This window comes from Vibrio sp. GJ43-1, assembly GCF_055808835.1.
In genome coordinates this window covers 1,169,876-1,194,035 of sequence record NZ_CM147884.1, presented here as the reverse complement: position 1 = coordinate 1,194,035, position 24,160 = coordinate 1,169,876, and the positions used below count along the sequence as shown (strand labels likewise).

Below are 24,160 nucleotides of genomic sequence, written 5' to 3'. Positions count from 1 at the left end.
CGTTAAGGCAGGTTTTTTTGCATGGTCATTTTTCGCAACTCTTTCGCTTCTGGGTCTTCGTTTTCAGCCCCTTTAAACAAGCGCTCATAGTTGTTCCAGAGGATTCGAACCATCATTAACGAAAACGCAATCGGCAAAATCATATAGAAGTATTTCATTGGAATGCCTGTAGTTTGAGACTTCCAAAAGAGATTCATTTTATTAAAAACAAAGTCATAGCTTAGATAAACAAAATAGCCATTGAAAGCTAACCAGAGTAAGTCAGCAATGGTCTCACTGACGGTTTTTACGATTGGTGGGAAAAATTTGAAATGAAAACTCACTCGGTTATGCGCCGACATTTTGGCCGCAACGACGGCGCCAAGGTAGGCAAACCAAACAAACATATACGTGGCGACTTCATCTCCCCAGGGAATCGAATAATCAAAGAACTGACGAGTAATAATTTGACTAAATAACAGTAAAACAAAGCTTGCTAACAATAAGCAGCATGCGTATTCCTCGGTATTATTTAGGTGTTTTTTTATTGTGTTTGCGACCGACATATAGCCTCCTTTTTATGTTCTACATGACAACCAATCGCTCTAATTTCAAAACGTTATTGAGTAGGCATGTAATCACGCTGTCTAGCAGCAGGGGACACTGCTAGACAGCGCTAGTCCTATGGTTACTTTCTACCTAACAACTCCAGAACATTATCAAGTTTGTCTTTACCACCAATGCTGGTGTAGAACTTAGGCCAAACTTTGGTTGTGACCTTTTCGATCCACTCTTTCTCACCATTCGCAGGGTCGGTAAACACCATGCCTTTCATTTCTAACTCTTTACGGATCTTACTTTCCGTTTCTTGTAGGTACGCAAAACTGTGCTCAGTCGCCTCTTGACCCGCTTCCAAAATGGTTTTTTGCATTTCAGCAGATTGTTGCTGGAAAACGGACTCACTGACAATAAGTGGCTCTAGAGAGAAGATATAGCGCACGTTCGTGACGTATTTTTGTACTTCGTTAAACTTCATTGCGTAGACCGTGATATAAGGGTTGTCTTGCCCGTCAACCACACCTTGCTGCAAGCCAGTAAAGGTTTCAGACCAAGCCATTGGCGTTGGGTTCACACCCCATGCCTGATAAGAAGCAATCATTATTTCGTTACGAGGTACTCGAATAACAAGACCTTTTAGATCTTCAGGCGACGCCACTAGGCTTTTTCGAATTGGTGATGACTCGGAAACCAGAATATGCCCAACCAACCACACGTACGTTGGCATCACGAATGGTATTTTCTACCAACTCCTGACCTACCTCTCCTTGCGTCAACAATACCGCTTCTTCAGCACTTTGAATGACGTAAGGCATTGTCAGCAAGCCAACGGTTGGAGAGAAAGGCGTCACATTGTTAATGGCGAGGATTGAAAAATCGAGTAATCCGATCGCAGCATCATTGACCGTATCTTGCTCATTGCCCAATTGACCGTTTGGAAATAGGTCGATCTTGACCTGCCCATCGGTTTTCTCTTCCATCAACTCAGTGAATTTCGTTCCGAGCTCCCATTGTGTACCGCCCGCGGCATCACCAATAGCCATTTTAAATGTCGCTGAAATAGCGCTGTGCGACATGAACGTCGTCGCCATAATGGCAACAGTGGCTACGAGTTTGTTCTTTGTAAATGTCATAGTCTTAACCTTTATTATGTGTACATCTATTATTCTGTACATTGCTTTTAAGGTGACCTGGTACAACAATCCTGGTCGTCGTTACTTCCCTATTGATGGAAACAAATTCTTGCTGACAGGGGATGCCCTCTATCTATTAGATGTCATCGGCCGGAGCCTAAAGCACCTCATCTTTTAACTGATACCATTGGTAAAGAAAGTGTTGCCCTACGCGTCGAAACGGCGCAAAGAACTCTGACTCAACCACTTCTTGTATATTTGGAAATGGCAGCTTGGATTCAAAAATAGGCAGGTTGAGTTCATGCCCTTCACCTCCAATCCACTGCGCCAACCTTTTGCCTGCCTGAGCAGAGTACATGACGCCATTACCGCCATAACCCAACGCATAGAAAATGGTTTCATTGGGGTTAGGCTGATAAATTCTTGGCATCATGTCATGACTCACATCGACCCAACCCCACCATGAGTAGTCAATCTGAATCCCTTTTAAAGCTGGGAATTTTTTTGCCAAATCCGCTTTTAGCATGTCTTCATATTTTTGGTTCGGCGCGTCGCGGCCTGAAATAGCACTACGGGTCCCAATTTGCACACGGTTATCCGGCAATAAACGATAGTAGTGACGCAGCACACGGGTGTCGGTAATCACCTGGTTGGTTTTAAAATTACAGGCCGCTATTTCGTCTTCGGTTAACGGGCGCGTCACCATGGAATTAGACAAAACAGGGAGCAGCCGATTTTTCAGTTCAGAGTGCAGGCCCTGACTGGTATAACCGCCAGTACAGACACCCACATTTTTTGCAGTGACAGTGCCATTCGGGGTCTTGATATAATGCATTCCACCACGAGTTTCCCAGCCTAATACAGGGCTAGAGGGATGAACTTTGACTCCCAATGCTCGTGCTTTTTTTAAGTAACCAAAGGCCAACTTGCCAGCATGTATCCCGATTCCCTCGGGCTCATGCATAGCACCCGCGGCTTCTTCATCATCGACATACTCACGCTTTACCGTCGCTGCGTCGAGAATTTGCGCATTGTAATTAAATGTCTCACGCAATAACTTGGCTTCTTTTTCCAGCGTTCGCATCACCTTAGGGCGATGAGCAATGTATAGATGTCCACCATGCTGTGCATCGCAATCAATGTCTTTAATCAGCGCCTTAAACGTCTCCATTCCGTCTAGGCATTCTTGATGCATTTTAAGCGCGGTGTCTAAACCCCAACGGGCAATCCACTGTGAGCGCTTTAATCGACCAGTTGCGCACTGTGCCTGCCCGCCATTTCGGGTACTGCAACCCCAACTCGCACGGTTTGCTTCAATTACCATTGCTTTAATGCCATACATTTCAGCAAGATGGATCGCCGTGCTTAAACCGGTATATCCAGAACCAATAATAACCACTTCCGCTTCCATATCTTTCACGATAGGTCCGTCATCTTCCGGTGGCTCTCCGGCGGTATCAACCCAATAAGTAGGCGCGTATTCTTTGCCACACCCTGGGCTGTTATCCTTTAGCGGATCGTACTGTGGATCGTAATGCTCTTTAGCTTGCGTACTTGGTGACTGACGATCAATGGCGTCAGGTACAGGCTGCTCAATGACTACACTCATAACTTCACCCTCCTTGATATACTGACACGCAAGTCACACTGATAGGTCGCTCGCAAGACTGCGTGGATAGATGTGTTCATCACGAGCATCATGCTCTGGCCGCAATCACTGGGCGTGTTTTTCGAAACGCATTCTTGACACTGATCTTGCCATCTTTGAGGGTAAAGACATCCACCATTCTTGCTTCAATCACACCACCGTCAGGGTTGGTCGCAGAAAATGTAGATTCGGATACCGCGCGATCACCACAAACAAAATGGCTAGGGTCTGACCAAGCGGCATCCGGGAAGTTCTTCCACACTAGCTCAAAACTTTTTCTGACGTTCTCTCGACCCTCAATGGTATTACCTAGAACCCCATCACCCGCTACGGTATGAAACACACAGTCATCGGTAATAAAGCTCATCAACGCTTCAATATCATGATTGTTCCAAGCATCACTGAATGACTGTAAAAACGTCACATCCACTTGATCATCCATAACTTCCTGAATTATTCCTGTTTGCATGTTCATATCCGTATTCCTTTCTTTCACGTATTTTTGAGTTTTTATCACTTGGAATCGATGTATTTATCAGTTGGAAAATCTAGACTATTTAATCTAAATAACTGACCTATTTACAAATTATTAACATTTATTAAATGTATCCATTTGCTACCGCACATTCAAACCTCAACCTCACACATTTGAGAGTTTTTTAACGATTTAGACCCAGTATTTAGTCGTATATTCCTGTTAATTCTAAATGAACACCTTTATATTCAAACAAGTGTTTATAACCATGTTTTTTATTATTATTCACTCATTATTTCTAATCAAAATCAAAATCAGCATGGTATTTTCTCCCATACTGCTCGAGCGTCTCCATTGGATCAGATGTATTTGAATCCAACTCTTGAAACTCTTCCTCTTTTGCTTCTTCAATCTCTCTTAATTTGGTGTAATTATCCTTCATTTGTATTTCCTCCTTTGGCATAACACTCATATTAAACTCGTCTATTTGTGTGTGTATTTGTCGTTTTCGTAGTTCATTACAAAACGAATCAGACAAATAAATCACACCCAGTAGCGCTTCATTTTCCAACTCATCACCCAACGAAATCACCTGGTCATTGATGATAGGGTGACAGCTAAACCACTTATCGCCATCCTCTTCATCCATATTGCAATCTTGAGACTTAAACACTTGGGTTTGTTTAATCCTCTCATGGCACTGCGTAAAGCAAACTAACCGTGACGACTTGACCTTGAATACACAAATAGCATCCAAACCGCCATCTTGAGCGACTAACCCAAGCGCCTTGAGGGCATCGCTGGTCCATTCTAATAACCGGGTATCAAATCCAAGCTGCTTAGCTACGCACAATAACCGCCAGTTATTACTCCCATTAACATTAAATATATTATTCCCATAAGTAAGCACTGCGGATAGCACATCCTTTTCTTTTGATAAAAGAAACTCACTTACATTATTAATTTCAGGCGTTAGTGTATCTTTATTATTCGCATAAGGTCGAAATATTAAAATATCATCATGTAAGGAAAGAGAGGCGATAAGTAATTTATACTCAATTATAGATTCAACTTTATATCGATTAATCATTGCTACACTCCAACCTAACCTTAACTATATCGGGCATAACATTATCTTTGTAAATAGATAACCGTTAATACATACCCCGCTATGAACACCGTATTTGAAAACAGTAATGCGATTGGTTTCCAACCTAGCGAAAATAATTTTTCAAACGATGTTTTCACTCCCAATGCTGCTATTGATATCACTAAACACCATTTAGAAGCGTCCGACATCGTATCCACCGCGGATACCTAAGCACAAGATGAAAACTATTGGCCACAACCAGTACAATAAACACCAATAAGAAAAATGGGATAATGGGGGTGGACAGCTTTGTGACATTCCCCTCTGATGCTCGGGTGAATCGCACCGACAGCGCTAACACCACAATGACTGGCATTAACATCGCCACTCTAAACATTTTAGCCAGTGTTGACGCATCACCAACCTCAGTAGACAGCATAAAACCCGCGCCAACGACTTGTGCCACATCATGAATCGAACCACCTAAAAACATCCCAGCTTCCGCTGGCGTCAAACCCAACGAGGTCACGACTAATGGATACGTCACCATTGCCAGCGTAGAAAACGCCGCGACGCCTATAGCCGTCATCAAAGTGAACTGCTCATTCTCTTTGGTTTGTGGCATTGTAGATGAAATCGCCATCGCTGCCGAAATACCGCAGATCCCAGTCGCTCCTCCAGCAAGCAGGGCGAAAGGCCCAGGCACACGTAATAATCTGGCTAATATCATGCTAAAACAAATAGTTAATACCACCGCACCCGCCAAAACACCCACACCCTGAAGCCCTATTGTTGCGACATCGCTGTATGCAATCCTGACTCCAAGCAAGGCCACGCCAATACGTACTAACTTTTTAGCGGCAAATTCAATGCCCGCCACACACTTCCCATGCTCAGACAAAAAGTGCAATGAAATACCCAGTAACAAGGCATAAAGAAACTTTGGGCCACCATAATGATCAGAAACAAATGTCGCCGCTGCTGCAATCACAATACTTAACAGTAGCCCTGGAGCAATCGTTGCCGATTCTAGATATAGATTTCTTGGCATTTGTACTGATTTTGAAACTACCGCTTTTGACATGCTCATTCCCACCATGCAACTTGCAAACTATCCGGCCAACCCTGGCCGGATATCCCCTACCCGACTTAGACGTAGTCTTTGTATTTGTCTAAGAAGCGCACCTAGGTTTGGAGAGTGCATCACGGCGGAACGGGTCCCCCAATTCTTGCGTACACATGATTTCAAGAATGGTGGTTTTACCTTCGTTCATCTGCATATCAATCGCTTTTTGCAGTGCCGGACCGACATCTTCAAGTTTGTCGACGGTAATGCCTTCCGCGCCCATTGCTCGAGCGATTTCAGCAAAGCTTTCATTCTCAAGCTCGCCAGCAACGAAGCGGCGGTTATAGAAATCCACTTGGTTTTTCTTTTCCGCTCCCCATTGTCTGTTATGGAAAACAACCGCTGTCACAGGAATGTTATGACGGACTGCCGTCATGGTTTCCATTAAACTCATCCCCCATGCTCCATCACCCGCATAAGAAATCGCTGGGCGATGAGGCGCAGCGGCTTTCGCACCTATGATGGTTGGGAACGCATAACCACAGTTACCAAAGCTCATCGCAGCAAAAAAGCTTCGTGGTTTTTCAAATCGCAGGTAACTGTTAGCAACAGAGTTAATGTTACCGATGTCCGTTGATACCATGACGTCTTCAGGCATCGCTTTTTCTAACTCTCGCAACACTTGTCGTGGGTGCAGGTACTCGCCACCAGAAAATGGCGTTTCTTGGGCATTTTCTTCAATCATATCTAAGCTGAAAGGGTCACGTTCATGTGTCCATTCATCCAACTCTTTTTCCCACTGCGCTTTTTCTGTCGCCACGGTATCTAGTCGGATCGCTTTATTGCCATCACAGGTAAGGTTTCTGCCTTCCAATCGTTGGGTGATTGCCACGGCAGCCGCTTTCGCGTCGCCGCAAATGCCCACAGAGATTTTCTTCACCAAACCTAGCATTTTATTGTCAGCGTCAATTTGAATGATCTTGGCATCTTTCGGCCAGTAATCCATACCGTGCTGAGGCAAGGTGCCAAATGGCCCTAAACGCGTACCTAATGCAATGACAACGTCAGCCTGAGACATCAGTTTCATCGCCGCTTTCGATCCTTGGTAACCAAGCGGGCCACACCAAAGTGGATGACTTGCTGGGAAAGAATCATTATGCAAATAACTATTTACGACGGGGGCACCGAGTCTTTCTGCCAATGCAGCACACTCTTCAACCGCATCCGCCATCACCACGCCACCACCAGAAATAATGACTGGGAATTTCGCCTGTGCAATCAGGTCTGCGGCTTCATTCAGTGACTTTTCACCACCCGGCCCTCGGTCAAGTCGTGCGGGTTGTGGAATTTCTGTTTTGCTTTCTCCGTAGAAATAATCACGAGGAATGTTAAGTTGAGTTGGCCCCATTTCACTCATCGCACGATCAAAACAGCGACCAGTGTATTCCGCCATTCGATCTGGGTGAGTAACGTGACCTTGATATTTTGTAAACTCTTGGAACATTGGAAGTTGGTTACATTCTTGGAACCCACCTAGCCCCATCGTTTTCGTACTCGGTCTCCGGCGTCACAATAACCACAGGGCTATGTGCCCAATATGCCGCTGCTATTGCCGTCACACAATTACTAATACCCGGTCCGTTTTGACCAATAACCACACCGTGACGACCAGAAACACGAGAGTAGCCGTCTGCCATGTGAGCAGCGCCCTGTTCATGTACCACAGGAATGAGGCGTATCCCAGCAGGTGCAAAAATATCCATCGCGTCCATAAATGCAGACCCCATAATGCCAAACATGTCGGTGACATCATTCGCGACCATGGTTTCCACAAATGCTTCCGACGGTGTCATCGTAGTTATACCGGAAACAACCGTCCTTTTTTCTTGCTCGCTCATCCTTCGCTCTCCTTGACTTCTGATAATAATTTCAATTTTCGGAACAAAACGTCTCTTTTTCACTTCACAATCACCTTAGTTGCTGTGAATTTGTTCGTCAAAATTTTTAATGCAAAACGGAACATATTATTCCAATAAATAAAACCAGATCACATTATTGATAGTTTTTCGTACGAAACTTGTCGTTAATTACGCCAATGAGTCTCTATAATCAAAACCAAAAGCCTATAGTCAGAACCGCAAGCTTATTGCCAGAACCAGAAACCTATAGCCAGAACCAGAAACCACTTCGTGGTTGCGACCATTATCATTAAGGAAGGATGATTCAGATGAGTGAAAAGCAAATAACCCCACAAGTAGACCTATCGGTTCGTGATGTCTTTGGTATTGAAAGCGATTTAACGGTGACTGCTTTTACCGAGCGAGGTGATTATGTCCCTGACATTGATCCCAGCTATTGCTTTGACCCTGAGGTCACACTCGCCATTTTGGCTGGCTTCACGTCAAATAGAAGAACGTTGATTCAAGGGATGCACGGTACAGGCAAGTCATCGCATATCGAGCAAGTCGCAGCGCGACTGAATTGGCCATGCCTTAGAGTGAACTTAGATGGGCACTTAAGTCGGCTCGATCTCATTGGTAAAGACAGCATCGTGCTAAAAGACGGCCTACAAGTTACCGAATTTAGAGAAGGCATATTACCCAAAAGCATTCAGCAACCCATCGCACTCGTGCTCGACGAATACGATGCAGGTCGCCCTGATGTCATGTTTGTGATTCAACAAATTTTGGAGCAAGACGGGAAATACACATCACTGGAACAAAATCGCGTGATCACGCCACACCCGTACTTTCGCTTATTTGCTACCTGCAACACGGTCGGACTCGGCAATTTTTCTGGCTTGTATTCAGGTACTCAAGTACTGAATCATAGTCAGTTAGACCGATGGAATATTATCGCCACCTTGAACTATCTAGACCCAAGCCATGAAGCAGATATCGTGTTGTCGCGCGTCCCTGTATTACAGAATGAACTTGGTAGACTGACGGTCGATAAAATGATCGCCACCGCAGGACTGACGAGAAAGGGCTTTGTTGCTAAGCGATCTTTCAACCGTGATGTCACCACGAACAGTTATTACTTGGGCGGAAAATATCGCTATTTTTAACAGCGTTGCGACGGCCTTCAGACTCTCTTTTGTGAACCGTTGCGAAGAAGAAGAGAAGCATTTGTTGGCAGAATATTTCTATCGGTGCTTTGGTGAAGAGCTCATCCCAACAAACCCGTCGACCGCAGAAGGGAAATATCATCGTGTCTAACACAACCTCACAACCGATCACGCCTTTACAGAAGCGTCTTCTCGATAGCAGCGTTGCTGTCGCTCGTGCCATTAGCCATGATGCGAACCTAAACTACCGTGGTCATCGCTTATATCAAGGAAATCAACCTTGCTACTTTCTTGCTGCACACGTCAATGATTTAACCTTCCATTCTCGGCATAATCACGCTGCTGATCATGCTTCTACCCGAGGTAAAATTGACTCCGCCGCCATACGGATTCTGTTTTCAGACAGAGAATTGCACCGCTCTTTGCGTCCAGACTCTGAAATTGAAAGGCTACTGTTCGATTTCTGCGAACAAGTTCGCGTGGAGTCAATCGTCCCTAATCACCTTCAGGGCGTTATCAACAGTACGCGACTCAATTTTCATCATTGGAGTCAGCTCTACCATCAAAATGGCTTTACGGAATCTAAACTTGGCATCTTATTATTTACTCTCATGCAGGTGCTCTATTCTCGCCTGCATGGTTTAGCGGTTCCTGAGGCCATTGCCGATAGCATTGAGGCTACCCGCGCCGGGATCGCTCCAGCGATCGGTCACGCCCTAAAAGCACTGCGTGAATCCAAAACCGATCAACCTAACTTTGCACAGCATTCGTTAGTACTTTGCCAACTCACCTCCGAATTGGTAAACGCAGAAATGTCTAATCAGGAGGAAGATGGTGGCGACGCCATTGAAGAAGACACTAAATTACTGTCAAAACTGGCGCTTTTTGTGGATGGCGACATCGAAGATAACCCTGTCGCGACCGACATCACTGGAGTCAGTCGTGTATTTCAAGAAGACCATAGCCAATATCAAATCTATACTGCTGAATTTGATAAGGTGATTCCGGCGGAATCCATGGTCAGGCAGGCACTGTTACAAGAGCTGCGCCAACAAATCACTGACGACGCCTCCCGATTACACATTAATGCTCGCCGACTGGCCGCTTTCATAAGTAATATTGTCAAAGTCTCTGAAATAAAAGGGGTTCGCGATAGACTAGAAGAAGGGATTATTGATGGTAAAACTCTGCCTAGTATTGTTACGTCACCACAAAACACGCAGGTCTTTTATCAAGCAGAGTTCAGTACAACCAATGATTGCGCTATTTCAATCCTAATGGATTGCTCAGGCTCAATGCAGCAGTACGCGCACCAACTAAGTTTACTATTCGACACACTACTCAAGTCATTGGGACTGGTACAGTATTCCCCATGAAATACTGGGATTTACGACGGGCAAATGGAATGGCGGTCAGGGCTACAAACAATGGCTAAAACAGGGGCAACCCGCACACCCTGGCCGACTCAATGAAGTTCGACATATTCTGTTTAAGGACTTCAATACACCTTGGAGGAAAGCGCGCCTCGCCATTGCCGCACTGCGCAAAGCGGATATCTACAAAGAGGGAATTGATGGTGAAGCGATTCAATTTGCCAGCCAACGACTCAAATCAAGACCAGAGAAAAGAAAAATCCTCTTCGTTTTTTCTGATGGTTGTCCGATGGATACCGCAACCAGCACCGCTAACGATCAATTTTACTTAGACAATCACTTAAAACACGTCATTGAAATCGAGCAGCAGTCCGCAGAGATAGAAATCTACGGCGTAGGAATGGGGATTGACTTGAGCACTTACTACCGAAAAAATCTCACCATTGACGTCCGAGAGAGTTGCATCTTCTCCGTTTGCAGGCACATATTTTCGGCCTTAAGGTGACCATCACTAGCTAAACACGCTAAACCTTGTTGAAACCGCGATACTTTATTAGACCGCTATGCCTTGCTTAGACCGCTATGCCTTATTAAACCGCTAAGCCTTAGACCAACAAGGCTCTCGCGTCCCATAACGCAGACAAGAGGAGCTGCGCGCCAATAAGCATCAATACGCTAAACACTATCGACCTTAAGGTTTGGCTACTAACACTCGGAGGATAACGTCGAGCCAATCCGGTCACTAATGCCACTAAGGGTATCGCTAACACTGATAAAATGAGAATCTGCGACTCTAATGCTCCACTGGCGTAGACATATACCGTCCGAGAAGCGGAAGTACACGCAAATACCATGAGTAAGATGCTACGTACCACTTCAATCGTAAACGGTTGCTTAGGGTACAGATGAAAAACAATAGGTGGGCCAGCCATGCCAAATAAGCCACCAGCAAACCCAGAACCAAAGCCAGACAATAAAAACGAAGCTGGCAAGGATCGGTGAGCGAGGGTGCTGGGCTTAAACATAAAATTAAGGCCTGCTAGCATAATCATCGCCCCCAGTAAGCCACGCAATACGTTCGTCGACGACTCACTCAATTCGCCCAACAAAAAAACGCCAACCACGACCCCAGGAATGACCCCTATGACTAAAGCGGTCATGATCTTCCCTTCACCAGTAAAGGGCTTGTTAAGCGAGCGCAACGAAGCAATTAAAAAAGGTGACAATACTCACAACCGCTGCAATGACAGGGAGCGACGTTAAATTGAAGGTCACACAAATGCCAATAACAATGATGCCAAGACCGAATCCTGTCACCGTTTGAAAATAGGTACCCAACACAATCGTGGCTAAAATTGCAGCCAATAACACAACGTCCATCGCGACCCTTTATTTCATACACCAGTAGGTTGTCGTTAAATTTGTAATGATTACGAAATCAAGAAACGCTAAGTTCTGGTTCAAATAGTTCAGCACCAGCAGACGCCTGAGCCTGCACTGCGGTCACCGCAATCACGTGCATGATGTCCGTCACACTGCATCCACGAGATAAGTCATTGGCTGGTTTGTTGAGCCCTTGCAACAATGGGCCAATCGCCACCGCGCCGCCCAATCGTTCGGCCAATTTATAGCCAATGTTGCCCGCTTCCAAATTAGGAAATATCAAAACGTTCGAGCGACCTTTCACGGTGGAATCTGGCACTTTTCGCTCCGCAATTTCAGTAACAATTGCCGCATCGAGTTGCACGTCTTCGTCGATAGCCAACTGGGGATGTTGACGTTTAACAAGGCGGGCTGCCTCACGAACTTTATCAACCGATTCGTGCTGGGCACTGCCGTTAGTGGAGAAGGACAACATCGCCACTTTAGGCTCTTCCATCAAGAGTCCTCTTGCACTGTCTGAGGCCGCAATGGCGATCGCTGCCAACTGCTCTGCGTCTGGATTTATCACCAAGCCACAGTCACTAAAAATAAGGCCGCCTTTTAAATTATGAAATGCCTCGCAAAGCATCATTAAAAAGAAGCTCGATACTAATGGTGATTTGGCCTCAGTACCGATAATTTGTATCGCCGCTCTCACCACATCTGACGTGGTATACACCGCGCCATTCACCGTGCCATCTGCGAGCCCTTCTCTTACCATTAAATTGGCAAAGGTCAGTGGGTCGTCCACTTTTTCTAGTGCTTGAGAGTAAGACATCCCCTTCAGTTTTCGCAATAAGTACAGACGCTCAGCCAAAACCTCCCTTAACGGCGAGCTCTGGGGAGAGACAATGTGGATACCTTCTAAACTTACATGACACTGCTCAGCAGCCTGTTCAACCTGCCGTTCATTACCGATTAACATGACATGCGCAATTTGATTATCCACTACCTGGCGGGCCGCCTGCAGTACTCTTGGATCGGTTGCCTCTGCAAGGACCACTCTTTTACGATCTTTCTGTGCTTTATTGATAATCCGTTCAATCGCCTTCATGACTAAATCCTATATAGTGGAATAAATTGTTCCATAATTTAGATTTACTATAAATGTAGTGCCATTAAAGATCAAACTCTATTCTGAAAATGGATATAGATATAACAGAATTTCAGAGGTACAATCTGAGTCATAGCTCTATTGCAAGGATGAACATATATGCCAAAAGAACCCGCTCAACTCCAAGGTGACACCCCTACTCTGAGACTCTTTTCTCTTTTAGAAGTCATTGCACAAAAAGACGAATTCATTTCACTGCAAGGTCTTGTTGAAGAAACGGGATTACCGAAACCAACCCTTCATCGTATGTTACAACAGCTGGAATCTGCTGGAATCATTCAAAAAGATGGTGACGAGAAACATTACAGTTCCGGTGTTCGGTTAAGAAAATTGGCGGAAAACCTATTGCTCAACAGTACGATGCACAGTGCACGTCGTGCCATACTCGAGAACTTAAAAGCAGAAGTGGGCGAAAGCTGTAATCTGACTGCATTATCTGGCGGTGAAATCATCTATATTGACCGTGCGGAAACGGAAGCTCCATTACGATTCCACTTACATCCAGGTTCCCGCGTACCCGTTCACTGCTCTGCGAGTGGTAAGTTATTTTTAGCGCATATGTCTAAATCTCAGCGCAGAAGGCTGATTGAGAACGTACCACTAACCCAATACACCATTAAAACGATCACCGATCACGGTGAATTAGAAAAAGACATCGATGATGCCAAAATCCAAGGCTACGCGATCGATAACGAAGAGTTTCTTCCCGGTTTAATCTGCATTGCGGTTCTCGTCCCCTCACCGTCTGGACAATCCAATATGGGTTTAGCGATTCAAGCTCCGGTTATTCGAGTCAAGCCTGATGAGGCCATAAAATTTTTACCCGCTCTATTAAAAGCAGCAAAAGCGCTCTCTAAGATCGAGAGCGAAAGTTGGGGGAAATAATAAATACCAGCGACATTATGCTTCGGAAGAGCATGGTAACTGCACAGGTGTAGATGTCGCTTAAATAAACATAGAGCAAACGGATAACCGTTCGCTCTATAAGAAATGAGGCTAGAATGCGTAAATGGCGTTAAAGCCGCCGCCGTTGTCACTCACACTGCCTAGTGCTAAGTCATCAACTACGTTGCGCTTAAACTCCGCTGTCACCATCATTTTCGGGCTGTAATGATAAGTCAAACCTAGCGCGTAAACCTGTCTATCCCCTGTAACACCAACGTCAGAATCATCAAAATCTAGATTAGAGTAATACGCATAAGGGCGAAGGCCGATATCAAACATGTAGTGGGCATAGACATCAATACCGTTCGCATCGGCGTACTCTAGGTCAGAATGTCCAAGCAAACCAGCTTTATGTACCTTGGTGCCTTTAGTGTACATTGCCGCAACTTTTAGTGGGCCTTGAGCGTACTGCGCACCTAAGCTGAAATAGCATCTTGAGTGTCGCCGTCTTTTAGGTTCATGACTGGCGCATTATTGTCCACGTACACTTTATTTTGTAGATACGTTGCACCAACACTCACACCAGATTCAAAGTCGTAACTTGCTGCAACCGCAGCATTATAGTCACGGTCGATATCCGATGTTTCACTGGTACTACCAAATCCATAATGCGCAGAAAGGTTCAATCCACCTAGAGTGTTGCGATATGCTACGAGATTATCGCCACGCCCTGTTGCTAAGAAGCCACCGTCACGACCATCGCTGTAGATGGGTGTTGCGTCGGGATCGATGATGATCAAATTATCCATATACTTGGCGACATCATGGTATGCCGACCACTGTTTACCAATACGGATGCTACCTAATGACTCGTTATTCAACGAGATATAACCGAGACGGTTACGGAAGTTATCGCCGTTCACACCGTAGGAAGAAGGGGCATTTAGGAAGTTATCCCATTCCAATTTCACATCGGTGGACCAATCGTTACCTAGATCTCTTTCAAAACCTAAATTGAACGTAGAACGGCTAGTATAAAAAATGGCATCCATATCAGAGGTTGGTTTAAAAATATCAACGACAAAAGCGCCGCCAATATCAAATTTATTCATATCATCTTCGTAAACCGTGTAAGCACTGGCTTGCGAACTTAAACAAATAGCAGCAATAGTTGTCGCGAGAATATTTAATTTCATTATTATTTTCCGAATTTAGAGTACAGGATAACGAGTCCAATATTTATTGAACGACTAGGAGAAATATATTTCAGATACGTGGCTACCTACCGATTCAAATAAAATTCGAATCGATTAGATAGCGTCTAAATCTGTAAGATTGCTTTACGCAGCAATCACTAACGGGTGTTAGTGAATAGGATGGTCGTGAGTAAATCGGTAGTCTTGGTTATACCAAAAGGAAGGTTGGAGATGATTACGCAAAGCACAAAGCCCGATTCCAGATAATAAGTGCAACATTCTTGGCATCTTCATGTGAGTAAGTAGGGACAGTTTATATACAATTATCAATAACGCATAGTGATCGCCATCTTGATTCTATCCATTAAAAAATAACTTTAATCCAATTCAAGATAATCATCACAATAATTACTCCTGTGCACTTTTTAAAAGCAATGATTTAATAAAACTACGAGCACTTTAGATGACCACCAGCCACGACACCACACTCTATAAAATGCACATTTCCATTTATAAGCGGAAAAAGCCAAACGCACATAGGTCGTACGTTTAGCTTGTTAAACACTAAGTCTTACTTTTTTTACTAGAAGGTAATATGGTAAGCATTACTTGGCTGATCAAGATGGATGACAACATTCACTTCAGATTCAGCGCTATTCATAGGCACCCATTCAGCATAAAGCGCTCGCCAGTTACTGTTCACCTCTAACTCTACCTCATTGGTCAAGGTCGGATAGATGGTGGTAATTCTGGATGTTGGATCCGCTGCCACATCACCATTCGTAAATACATGGGCCGCCTTAGTATATAGGTGCAACGCCCCCTCAGACGTTCCAATGTAATCTAATGACAAGGTGATCTTTTCGCTGACATCAAATGAAAAATCACGGCTAGCAACAATGTTTGCCGTATTCTCTATCGGCTTCACCACAGGCGCAGGTGGGGCGGAATCACCACCTCCTCCTCCCCCACAAGCGGTTATTAGTATTGGAATTAGCAGCATGGGAGCTAATGTTAAAATGGGGCTTTTCATTATATTATTCATTGTAAACTCCTTACTGCTCGCTCACCGAGACAACCGTATTTGCAACGGCAGATTTATACCATTCACCATCGGTTTCACCACTGCTTGTCACCCACGTAGGAAATGTGAGGTAAGCTTGGCTAATATCCGTTCGTTCTATTGGGTGCTGCCATTCATCACGAATGTTTATCGCCCATGGCATATTATTGATGGTTAAAAAAGACTGTGTACCACCTGAACGGTCATCATGTAGATTAAAGAAACTACTGTTCATATCACTGGTTCCAGAGAACTGTTTAAAGTGTGTCTGCCAACTCATTCCAGGAGCAGTTGCGGCAAAGTCACCGTGATACATATCTTTTGCCGCAAAAATAAAGGCATCATAAGGTGGGTACCCAATGAGGGTGCGTGATACGGGATCCATCAACTCAACAATCAATTGATACTCCAGTATATCCTCGGCTTGTAAAGCAATACAGGCACTTTGCGTTCTATAGTAATGGCACTCCGGAGTAAGGGCATTAAGCGTATTAAGATCGGCTCGTAAATCTTCCGAAACCACAAGTACCGTCTCGCTACCCGATTGAGATAGAACAGTGCGCGTCACTTCAACACCATTTCTCATCAAGGTTGCCGACGCAACATTACTTGGATCTACATTCGGCAGATGCAGAGCGAAGCCATTAGAAAAACCAGCCCCCATTGCTTGCAACGTATAGTCTACGGTTAAGTTGGTCACCTCTCTTTGTCCGTTGAGCTGCTCTGTCACTCGATAGCGCCACACAACGTCATTAAAATCATAGTCTCCCATCAATGGCCAGCGATCTTCGAACGCCATTGTCGCATAGGTATCTGAGCCAGGGTAAACCGAAGTAATCACCACATCATTATCATTTTCTAGGACTAAGGGTTCATATTTTGAGTCCGTTGACCCGTCAGAATTCACCCCATCGATAGCTTCAAAAGGTGTCACTTCAACGGTAAAAATCAAATCATTAAAATCATTATCGCCACTGGGACGCTTAATGTCTTCAAAGCCCAAAACAAGAAACTCATTTTGAACATCGATAAAGGCGACATTATGCCGACGATGCTCATTCGTCGTTTCTGGATTTAAAGCAGGGTAGCTGTAAAACGGTGTTCCCCAACCGCCCAAGCTACTGATGGTATTGTAGCTACCACTCCACCCCCAACCATTAGGGATAACAAAGAAAGCAAGAGTCTGATTGGCGGTAAGTTGTACGCTCAGGTCAATGGTATCCCCCTCTTCCATTTCACCCTCACCCGGTTTTGAGGCATTTGGAAAAACAATGACATGAGCGGTTACCTCATCCTTTGTCGTTGGAGGATTATTAGTATCGTATACAAAGTAACCCAGTGAGTTTCGATAACCTGCGCCTTCATTTAAGAAAGTAATACGAGCTGTGGCGAACTCAGCGCCATTAAGTTCATCATCAATATCAATACTCGAATATTTTTCTGGTGCAATAAAATCACTATTTACAACCTGACCCTCTGGCAACATCGAATAGACATTGCTGAGAACATCTTGCGGGAGCGAATCGGCGACTGAATAAAGATTGTTTGGCTTTCCTTTTATGGAGTAATTAGCACTCTGTGCCCCAGATTCAAAAGTGAAGTCGCTCGTGGTAAGCGCGCTGGCCAGCCATGGTATACAGCAGGTAGCCAAAATAGTGACGTTCCGTGTTCTCATATAAAATCCCTCTAGTCATCAGTTTGTGTGGGGCTAGAGTAGATGTAGCAAATTTAATGCCGAACTTTTTCATCTAAAAAAACAAAAACTTAAATAACAACAGAAGGGAGCCTCTCATTTTGAGAATACTATTGACGAAGAAATAGCAGAGCAAGAAAAACAAAAATACCACGTCGCTTCCACACAAAAATGCATAATTCTCGGTACAAAACAAATAACCAACCTACTAAACTGAACAAGATACCCTTAAAAAACTCGTCTATTCTCTATAGGGACAGGGGATATTTATCTAACCGCTATATTTTTGCTCACTACGTTAACTTTGCTTTTACGACAATTATTCGGTGCTATTAATGAACGTTGATGACAACTATATTTATAACAACAAAAAGGCGAAATTAGACTCATCGACACCGCTTGAACATCATGCCCCTAGAATGGGCTACGCCTATGTGAGTTTGTTTGGTTTTTACGTTTTATCGGCGTATCTCTTTTCTTTGCTTAGCCCGCAAAGCCAGATAGTGTCACTATGGCCACCAGCCGGTATTGCGCTGGCGGGTTGCTTACTCTGGCAGGCTCGCTTTATACCTGTAATTATTGTCGGCTCTGTTATTTTTAACCTTGGCATTCAACTCGCAGAGGGTCTTGATCACGAACTCATGACCCTACCATTATCAATTGGGATAGCAGTGGGGTCAGCTATTCAAGCTTGGGTTAACTATCGTTTACTCGCTCACTTTTCCATCAATATTATTGATGCGCCCAACCTACGCAAAGTCTCACAATTTATTGTTCTTGCATTACTATGCTGCCTGATCGCTAGCTCAATTGGGAGTATATTGATTGACATCCCTTTATTAGAAAACGCTCAAAGCACCTATTGGACAACCATGGCGATTTGGTGGTTAGGTGATTTTTTAGGTGTTATCATCGTGACACCCATTGTTTTAGTATTCTTGCATTCTCGATGTCGTTTTACTCAAACATTAGCTCACTATAAAGCACTGATCTACCCTCTACTTCTGGTCTTAATTGCCCTTGTCATTATTCAAAAATACACCGATAAATCGATACAAAACGACAGTATCAATGAGCTAAAAATCCATTCAGAGCTCATTGAAAAAGATCTCAATCACCAAGTAGAAAACTATCTACATTCTCTTGCTTTACTTGCGCGCCAACTCTCTGGTAATAGCGACATCACCCGTGACGAATTTCAACGTCTTGCCTTACCACTCATTCATCAAATGAGAGGAATTAAGGCGTTTTCTTGGAACCCTATCATCGAGCAGCATCAGGTCGAGGGGTTAAAAGCTGAAGTAAATAAACAGGTTACTGGTACCTTTGAGATCAGAGGTAAGCCACTATATCCCGAAGACCCTTTCGTGGTGGTTAAATGGATCGAACCCTTTGTATCCAATGAAAAAGCATTTGGGTTTAATGTTTTCTCCAATGCTGCGCGGCGAGAAGCAATGATTAAAGCTCAGAACCAAAATGCCCCCATCGCGACCGACATTATTCAACTGGTGCAGCTCAACAAAAAGGAGTCTGGTTTTTTAATCTTTTCTCCCATCAATCAAGGACCTTCACTCAGCAACGAGCGGCTCACTCGCGCTTTTAATTTGTCAGGGTTCGCCGTTGGCGTTTTTGTTGTGGGTGATATTGTTACCGCGAGCTTAGATAATACCTCAACCCATTTCATGAGCGTTAAAATACTCGATATGGATGCCAACGATGACGTAATTTACCACTCCTCGCCTTCAGGTAATACGACAACCAGCAGCGCCATAGAGTTTTCATTTATTCAGCATGTGGCGACACGAAACTGGAAAGTGATTCTCTCTGTGTCTCCCAATGTGCTCACCCTACTTCAGACTCATGATTCTGTCACGTTTCTTGTCTATAAATCTGCGTTTGGCGCTTTAAGCGTTCTACTCATCATTACATTATTCAGTAACCACCGAGTCTTATCTAATCAGGTCAAGCAACGCACAAAAGAATTGGAAGCATCAAGAGACCAACTCAAAACATTTGCGTTCAACGACTCACTCATACGGTTTACCTAATCGGCGTATGTTTATTAACCAAACCACCCATGCATTAACCTTAGCTGAGCGTGCAGACAAGATCGTCGCCATACTATTTCTAGACTTAAACCGCTTTAAACACGTCAACGATAGCTTTGGTCATGACTTTGGGGATCAATTACTTACCCAGGTCGCCCATAACTTTGCTGGAAACCTAAGAAGCAGTGATACTTTGGCTCGTTTCGGTGGTGATGAGTTTACTATCCTCTTAGAAAACTTAACCAGTGTCGACCAAGCGATTACTATCTCGAAAAAGCTGATTCATGGACTACGAACACCGATTATAATTAACAACGAGTCGCTTATTATTTCCACCAGTATTGGCATTGCTACCTACCCTAAAGATGGTGACAATGTTCACGATCTAATTCGCGCCGCTGACACAGCAATGTATAAGGCGAAAGAAACATCATCGGGATTTTTTTGTTATGCCAATATTTTGAGAAAACAAGCCAGAGCGAAGCTATTTATAGAATCGGAGCTGCCTCAAGCATTGGAAAACAACCAATTAGAACTGTACTTCCAACCTATGATTGAACTGGCATCCGGTCAACACATTGGCTGTGAGTGTTTACTACGTTGGAATCACCCTGTATATGGCGTCATTCCACCGGACTCATTTATGCCTATTGCGGAATTGTCGGGGGAAATTATCCCTATTGGCGCTTGGGTGATTGAAGAAGCGTGTAAGACGATAAAAGAGTGGCAAGACCAGGGCATCTATCACCAGAAGGTCTCCGTCAATGTGTCGGTTGTGCAACTCATGTCAGGAAGGCTTATTCAAGATGTCACCAGGCCAATACAACAATATGGTATCGCCGCTGCATTACTCGAACTTGAAGTGACTGAAAGCGTGCTGATGAAGAATATACACCATGCCATCACGCGAATCACAGAGTTGAAAAAAATTGGTGTGAAAATTGCCATTGATGATTACGGTACTGGCTACTCGTCGTTAAGCTATTTGAAACAGTTACTCGGTAGACAGCCTAAAAATCGACCGCATCTTTATTGATCAACTCAACGCAGACAATATGACTATCGTCACTTCAACACTACAAATGGCAAATGAGCTAGGTCTCAAGGTCATTGCGGAAGGGATACAAACTGACGAACAAATGCGCATTTTAGTAAAGTACGGCTGTCTTTGGGGGCAAGGTTTTTTATTTAGTAGGCCGCTTCCTAGCAATCGATATATTGCGTTTTGTTTGCTCGATAACGATCGTAGCGCTTAAGCCATCTAAGTCTTCGTAATATCTGAGTCTTCGTAATATCTAAGTCTTCGCAATATCTGAGTCTGATTACTTATAGAGACAGCACATTCAAATTTTTCGATCAAATGATAACAAAAAATTATTTTCTTGATAACTTATGATAATTTTTAGAAATCATAGTTTCCCCATATACTCTCCTCATCGAAACGAAACACGAAACGAAACACGAAACGAATGCCTAAAAGTTGGAGCAGATTATGAAGATGAATCACGTTGGTATCATGGTTGGCGATATGGACAAAGCCGTTGAATTTTACACCAAAGCGCTAGACCTTAAAATTGTCATGAACAACACTAAAGTTATTGAAGAGCGTGAGTCTGCGATTGGACGTATGTGTATCGCTGTATTTGGCGAGGGTTTCAAAGGCTTTAACATCGCACATCTTGTTACTTCCGATGGTATCGGTGTCGAGATGTTTGAAATGAAAGAGCGTCAAGAACGTCATGAGGTCGATTTTTCTCGCCTAGGTATTTTCCACTTTTGTCTCCAAACTGACGACTTCGCTGGCGTGATAGAGCGCACTGAACAATACGGCGGTAAAGTCCGCATGGATATTATGCGCTACCACCCCGAAGACGATAACAAGCCAGCGAAAATGGTATACCTAGAAGACCCATTTGGTAATTTATTTGAGCTGTACTCACACACTTATGAAGAAACCTACGCGTCTGATTACGAGTAAGTTTCGCCTCCATAAGTGTTAAAAAGGATTGGCTCATTACCAATCCTTTTTTATTTGAGGTCTAAAAAGTGTTCACTCAAGATTCATCGCTAACCACACTCTTCAACCCCATATATTACTCACCTTAGACCATTTATACTTTGGTCAACCTGGCCGCTGAGCAGCTCTTCCTTTGAAGTCAAAATAATTGAGCCCTAACTTAATTCTGCATTTCAACCCACCAAGCTAATGAACCGTTATTACTCGCTGACCATGTAAAACTCTAGCTTAGACATAGTTACTTACAAAACAGGCTCCAATTTCCCCCTCACTACAAAAAATCACAGAAAAGCATTCAATAACAAAACGTTAAATAGAAAATCACCCGGTTATAGATAATACAATTAACACTTATAAACCAACATTCCTACATGGTCACATAGTAAAAATCATCCATATCCTTTGACGCTGAACCCAGTCTACATATGACCTTACTAATGTTCCGGCTCACCAAAGAGTACTTAGAGCACGAAACAAAACCCGGTTCACCTCGGTCTCTTTTGTACCTATTTTGTGTTAGATTATGCCGCTTGGGATTAGGCGTGACGCAGTCAATTAGCGAATAAAATCATGAGTTACTCCATTATTAATATGGCATTAACACTCTAATCAAGAATGAACTAAACATGGAGTTGGTCGTTGTATTCGTGCATTCGAATATACAAACCTCATCTTATGAGTTTTAAATCAAAAAAATACAGTATCGATTCGACAGATTATCAAGTTGGTCAAGACAACATCACCAAATGGGGTATGGATGTCCACAACACAGTGTTTACCGCATCGGCGGGATTATCTATCCTCTTTATCGTCGCACTGCTCATACTTTCACCTGCAGACGCAAAAGCTGCCATAGATTCGGTGAAGACTGCCGCACTTTCTAAGTTTGACTTCGTCTTCATGTGGGGCGCAAACATACTGCTGCTCTTTGCCATTGGTATTGCGTTTTCACCGTTAGGTAGAATTCGCCTAGGTGGCGACGAAGCAACCACCGACTATTCCACTCTATCGTGGATCTCCATGCTCTTTGCCGCTGCAGTATGGGCATTGGGCTGATCTTTTGGGGAGTAGCCGAACCGACAGCGTTTTTCACTAATTGGTTTGGCACGCCATTGAATGTTGAGGCCTATACCTCTGAAGGTCGCGAATTGGCGCTTGGGGCTGCGGTATTCCACTGGGGTTTCCACGCTTGGGCCATTTATGGCATGACCGCACTCTCTTTAGCCTATTTTGTTTATAACAAAGGGTTACCACTTTCCATGCGCTCCGTTTTCTATCCCCTGCTAGGTGAAAGGGTTTGGGGTAAGGTTGGTGATGTCATTGATGTGATGGCCGTACTGGTCATTTTATTCGGATTGGCGACATCTTTAGGCTTAGGTGGCTCACAGGCCGCCAGTGGAATAAGCCACGTCTTTGGATTTGAAAACAGCCTTTTCCTTCAGCTTCTCGTCATCCTGGTTATCATGGGGCTGGCGATTATCTCTGTGATACGTGGTATGGACGGTGGCGTGAAGGTGTTGAGCAACCTCAACATGATTATCGCCTTTGTTTTTCTTGGCTTTCTTGCCGTACTCAATTTCACTACCGTATTTAACTCTTTGACGACAGCAGTGGTGGGCTATGTGAAAAACATCATCCCACTGAGTCAAAGCGCTGGTCGTGAAGATACCACTTGGTTACATGGTTGGACGGTATTTTATTGGGCTTGGTGGGTGGCTTACGCACCTTTCTTTGGCATGTTCGTTGCTCGCATATCCAAAGGGCGTACCATCCGTGAGTTTTTGGTTTGTGTGATGGTAGTACCAACCCTGGTCACCACGGCATGGATGTCTTTCTTTGGCGGTATCGCTATCCAACAGATCATCGATAAAGTGGGTTTGCTTGGTGTGGAACAAGGCATCAGTGATGTCTCGCTCAGCTTGTTTTACATGCTGAGACGCTTACCCTATTGGCAATATACTTTCTATCATTGCGGTTGCCCTGATCATCGTGTTCTTTGTGACCACCCTAGACTCTGGTTCTATCGTTGTCGATAGTATGACCGCAGGCGGCAAACTGGAGCTGCCAATCAAGCAAAAAGTTGTTTGGGCGTTTATCTCTGCTGTGATTGCGATGGTGATGCTGTGGATTGGTGGAACAGACTCGATTCAGGCTCTGCAGTCCATTACCATTATTGCCGCACTCCCCTTTACGTTTATTCTATTACTCGGTTCCGTGAGCCTAGTGAAAGCGTTATTGACTGAAGTGGAACGACCTAAGGTGACGGAAAATACATCTGCATAAAATTTAGCCTCAAAGGCTTATCGACGTTTTCCATCGATAAGCCTTTTATC

At 44.1% G+C, this 24,160-nt stretch carries 15 protein-coding genes and 6 pseudogenes; 8 read left to right on the top strand and 13 right to left on the bottom strand.

Annotated features, from left to right (window positions below; translation table 11 throughout):
- Positions 1–2: 2 nt before the first annotated feature.
- The 7 genes and pseudogenes from AC0L66_RS05800 to xsc all read right to left on the bottom strand — a co-directional run bounded on the left by AC0L66_RS05800 (position 3) and on the right by xsc (position 7,847).
- A complete protein-coding gene (locus AC0L66_RS05800; protein WP_473568697.1) occupies positions 3–545 on the bottom strand; it encodes a TRAP transporter small permease in 543 nt (180 codons plus the stop codon).
- A gap of 122 nt (positions 546–667) precedes the next feature.
- Positions 668–1,670, bottom strand: a pseudogene (locus AC0L66_RS05795) (TRAP transporter substrate-binding protein).
- 157 nt (positions 1,671–1,827) lie between these two features.
- On the bottom strand, positions 1,828–3,279 hold the full coding sequence (locus AC0L66_RS05790) for an NAD(P)/FAD-dependent oxidoreductase (RefSeq protein ID WP_473568695.1): 1,452 nt from the start codon (positions 3,277–3,279) through the stop codon (positions 1,828–1,830).
- Between the two features lie 88 nt (positions 3,280–3,367).
- Entirely contained in the window at positions 3,368–3,793 is a 426-nt protein-coding gene (locus AC0L66_RS05785) for a nuclear transport factor 2 family protein (RefSeq protein ID WP_473568694.1), read from the bottom strand.
- A 298-nt stretch (positions 3,794–4,091) separates the two neighbouring features.
- A complete protein-coding gene (locus AC0L66_RS05780; RefSeq protein ID WP_473568693.1) occupies positions 4,092–4,883 on the bottom strand; it encodes an FRG domain-containing protein in 792 nt (263 codons plus the stop codon).
- 181 nt (positions 4,884–5,064) lie between these two features.
- A complete protein-coding gene (locus AC0L66_RS05775; RefSeq protein WP_473568691.1) occupies positions 5,065–5,967 on the bottom strand; it encodes a YeiH family protein in 903 nt (300 codons plus the stop codon).
- Positions 5,968–6,032: 65 nt separating this feature from the next.
- Positions 6,033–7,847 (bottom strand): annotated as a pseudogene (gene xsc, locus AC0L66_RS05770) (sulfoacetaldehyde acetyltransferase).
- Between the two features lie 329 nt (positions 7,848–8,176).
- Here xsc and AC0L66_RS05765 point away from each other — a divergent pair.
- A pseudogene (locus AC0L66_RS05765) lies at positions 8,177–9,167 on the top strand (AAA family ATPase).
- Positions 9,160–10,894, top strand: a pseudogene (locus tag AC0L66_RS05760) (cobaltochelatase CobT-related protein). Before AC0L66_RS05765 ends, AC0L66_RS05760 begins: the two co-directional pseudogenes overlap by 8 nt.
- Before the next feature lie 100 nt (positions 10,895–10,994).
- Here AC0L66_RS05760 and AC0L66_RS05755 read toward each other — a convergent pair.
- Both AC0L66_RS05755 and pta read right to left on the bottom strand, forming a co-directional pair.
- Positions 10,995–11,769, bottom strand: a pseudogene (locus AC0L66_RS05755) (TSUP family transporter).
- A gap of 58 nt (positions 11,770–11,827) precedes the next feature.
- On the bottom strand, positions 11,828–12,865 hold the full coding sequence (gene pta, locus AC0L66_RS05750) for a phosphate acetyltransferase (RefSeq protein ID WP_473568690.1): 1,038 nt from the start codon (positions 12,863–12,865) through the stop codon (positions 11,828–11,830).
- 159 nt (positions 12,866–13,024) lie between these two features.
- Between pta and AC0L66_RS05745 the strand changes: the two genes are divergently transcribed.
- Entirely contained in the window at positions 13,025–13,810 is a 786-nt protein-coding gene (locus AC0L66_RS05745) for an IclR family transcriptional regulator (RefSeq protein WP_473568688.1), read from the top strand.
- A 111-nt stretch (positions 13,811–13,921) separates the two neighbouring features.
- Here the strand turns inward: AC0L66_RS05745 and AC0L66_RS05740 are convergent, their stop codons facing one another.
- The 4 genes from AC0L66_RS05740 to AC0L66_RS05725 all read right to left on the bottom strand — a co-directional run bounded on the left by AC0L66_RS05740 (position 13,922) and on the right by AC0L66_RS05725 (position 17,744).
- Complete coding sequence (locus AC0L66_RS05740; protein WP_473568686.1) at positions 13,922–14,248, bottom strand: hypothetical protein; 327 nt, start codon at positions 14,246–14,248, stop codon at positions 13,922–13,924.
- 38 nt (positions 14,249–14,286) lie between these two features.
- Complete coding sequence (locus AC0L66_RS05735; protein WP_473568684.1) at positions 14,287–15,006, bottom strand: porin; 720 nt, start codon at positions 15,004–15,006, stop codon at positions 14,287–14,289.
- A 583-nt stretch (positions 15,007–15,589) separates the two neighbouring features.
- Positions 15,590–16,051 (bottom strand): hypothetical protein, encoded by a 462-nt coding sequence (locus AC0L66_RS05730; protein ID WP_265673286.1) that lies wholly within the window; start codon positions 16,049–16,051, stop codon positions 15,590–15,592.
- Between the two features lie 10 nt (positions 16,052–16,061).
- Entirely contained in the window at positions 16,062–17,744 is a 1,683-nt protein-coding gene (locus AC0L66_RS05725) for an LruC domain-containing protein (RefSeq protein WP_473568681.1), read from the bottom strand.
- 353 nt (positions 17,745–18,097) lie between these two features.
- On the opposite strand from AC0L66_RS05725, the gene AC0L66_RS05720 reads away from it, so the two are divergent.
- The 5 genes and pseudogenes from AC0L66_RS05720 (at position 18,098) to AC0L66_RS05700 (ending at position 24,110) form a co-directional block, all read left to right on the top strand.
- The gene (locus tag AC0L66_RS05720; RefSeq protein ID WP_473568679.1) at positions 18,098–19,810 is read left to right on the top strand and encodes a CHASE domain-containing protein; all 1,713 of its coding nucleotides are present in this window, start codon (positions 18,098–18,100) and stop codon (positions 19,808–19,810) included.
- Between the two features lie 7 nt (positions 19,811–19,817).
- Complete coding sequence (locus tag AC0L66_RS05715; RefSeq protein WP_473568677.1) at positions 19,818–20,846, top strand: putative bifunctional diguanylate cyclase/phosphodiesterase; 1,029 nt, start codon at positions 19,818–19,820, stop codon at positions 20,844–20,846.
- A 19-nt stretch (positions 20,847–20,865) separates the two neighbouring features.
- The gene (locus AC0L66_RS05710) at positions 20,866–21,066 is read left to right on the top strand and encodes an EAL domain-containing protein (protein WP_473568676.1); all 201 of its coding nucleotides are present in this window, start codon (positions 20,866–20,868) and stop codon (positions 21,064–21,066) included.
- 236 nt (positions 21,067–21,302) lie between these two features.
- Positions 21,303–21,788 (top strand): VOC family protein, encoded by a 486-nt coding sequence (locus AC0L66_RS05705; protein WP_265673283.1) that lies wholly within the window; start codon positions 21,303–21,305, stop codon positions 21,786–21,788.
- Positions 21,789–22,502: 714 nt separating this feature from the next.
- Positions 22,503–24,110 (top strand): annotated as a pseudogene (locus tag AC0L66_RS05700) (BCCT family transporter).
- The last annotated feature ends 50 nt before the right edge of the window (positions 24,111–24,160 follow it).

What these genes read in the sequence shown, in the direction of transcription:
- AC0L66_RS05730 (WP_265673286.1), bottom strand. Translation starts at nt 16,051, where the DNA reads ATGAATAATATAATGAAAAGCCCCATTTTAACATTAGCTCCCATGCTG.
- AC0L66_RS05775 (WP_473568691.1), bottom strand. Translation starts at nt 5,967, where the DNA reads ATGTCAAAAGCGGTAGTTTCAAAATCAGTACAAATGCCAAGAAATCTA.
- AC0L66_RS05780 (WP_473568693.1), bottom strand. Translation starts at nt 4,883, where the DNA reads ATGATTAATCGATATAAAGTTGAATCTATAATTGAGTATAAATTACTT.
- AC0L66_RS05735 (WP_473568684.1), bottom strand. Translation starts at nt 15,006, where the DNA reads ATGAAATTAAATATTCTCGCGACAACTATTGCTGCTATTTGTTTAAGT.
- AC0L66_RS05745 (WP_473568688.1), top strand. Translation starts at nt 13,025, where the DNA reads ATGCCAAAAGAACCCGCTCAACTCCAAGGTGACACCCCTACTCTGAGA.
- AC0L66_RS05720 (WP_473568679.1), top strand. Translation starts at nt 18,098, where the DNA reads ATGAACGTTGATGACAACTATATTTATAACAACAAAAAGGCGAAATTA.
- pta (WP_473568690.1), bottom strand. Translation starts at nt 12,865, where the DNA reads ATGAAGGCGATTGAACGGATTATCAATAAAGCACAGAAAGATCGTAAA.
- AC0L66_RS05705 (WP_265673283.1), top strand. Translation starts at nt 21,303, where the DNA reads ATGAAGATGAATCACGTTGGTATCATGGTTGGCGATATGGACAAAGCC.
- AC0L66_RS05740 (WP_473568686.1), bottom strand. Translation starts at nt 14,248, where the DNA reads ATGTACACTAAAGGCACCAAGGTACATAAAGCTGGTTTGCTTGGACAT.
- AC0L66_RS05725 (WP_473568681.1), bottom strand. Translation starts at nt 17,744, where the DNA reads ATGAGAACACGGAACGTCACTATTTTGGCTACCTGCTGTATACCATGG.
- AC0L66_RS05785 (WP_473568694.1), bottom strand. Translation starts at nt 3,793, where the DNA reads ATGAACATGCAAACAGGAATAATTCAGGAAGTTATGGATGATCAAGTG.
- AC0L66_RS05715 (WP_473568677.1), top strand. Translation starts at nt 19,818, where the DNA reads ATGTTTATTAACCAAACCACCCATGCATTAACCTTAGCTGAGCGTGCA.
- AC0L66_RS05800 (WP_473568697.1), bottom strand. Translation starts at nt 545, where the DNA reads ATGTCGGTCGCAAACACAATAAAAAAACACCTAAATAATACCGAGGAA.
- AC0L66_RS05710 (WP_473568676.1), top strand. Translation starts at nt 20,866, where the DNA reads ATGACTATCGTCACTTCAACACTACAAATGGCAAATGAGCTAGGTCTC.
- AC0L66_RS05790 (WP_473568695.1), bottom strand. Translation starts at nt 3,279, where the DNA reads ATGAGTGTAGTCATTGAGCAGCCTGTACCTGACGCCATTGATCGTCAG.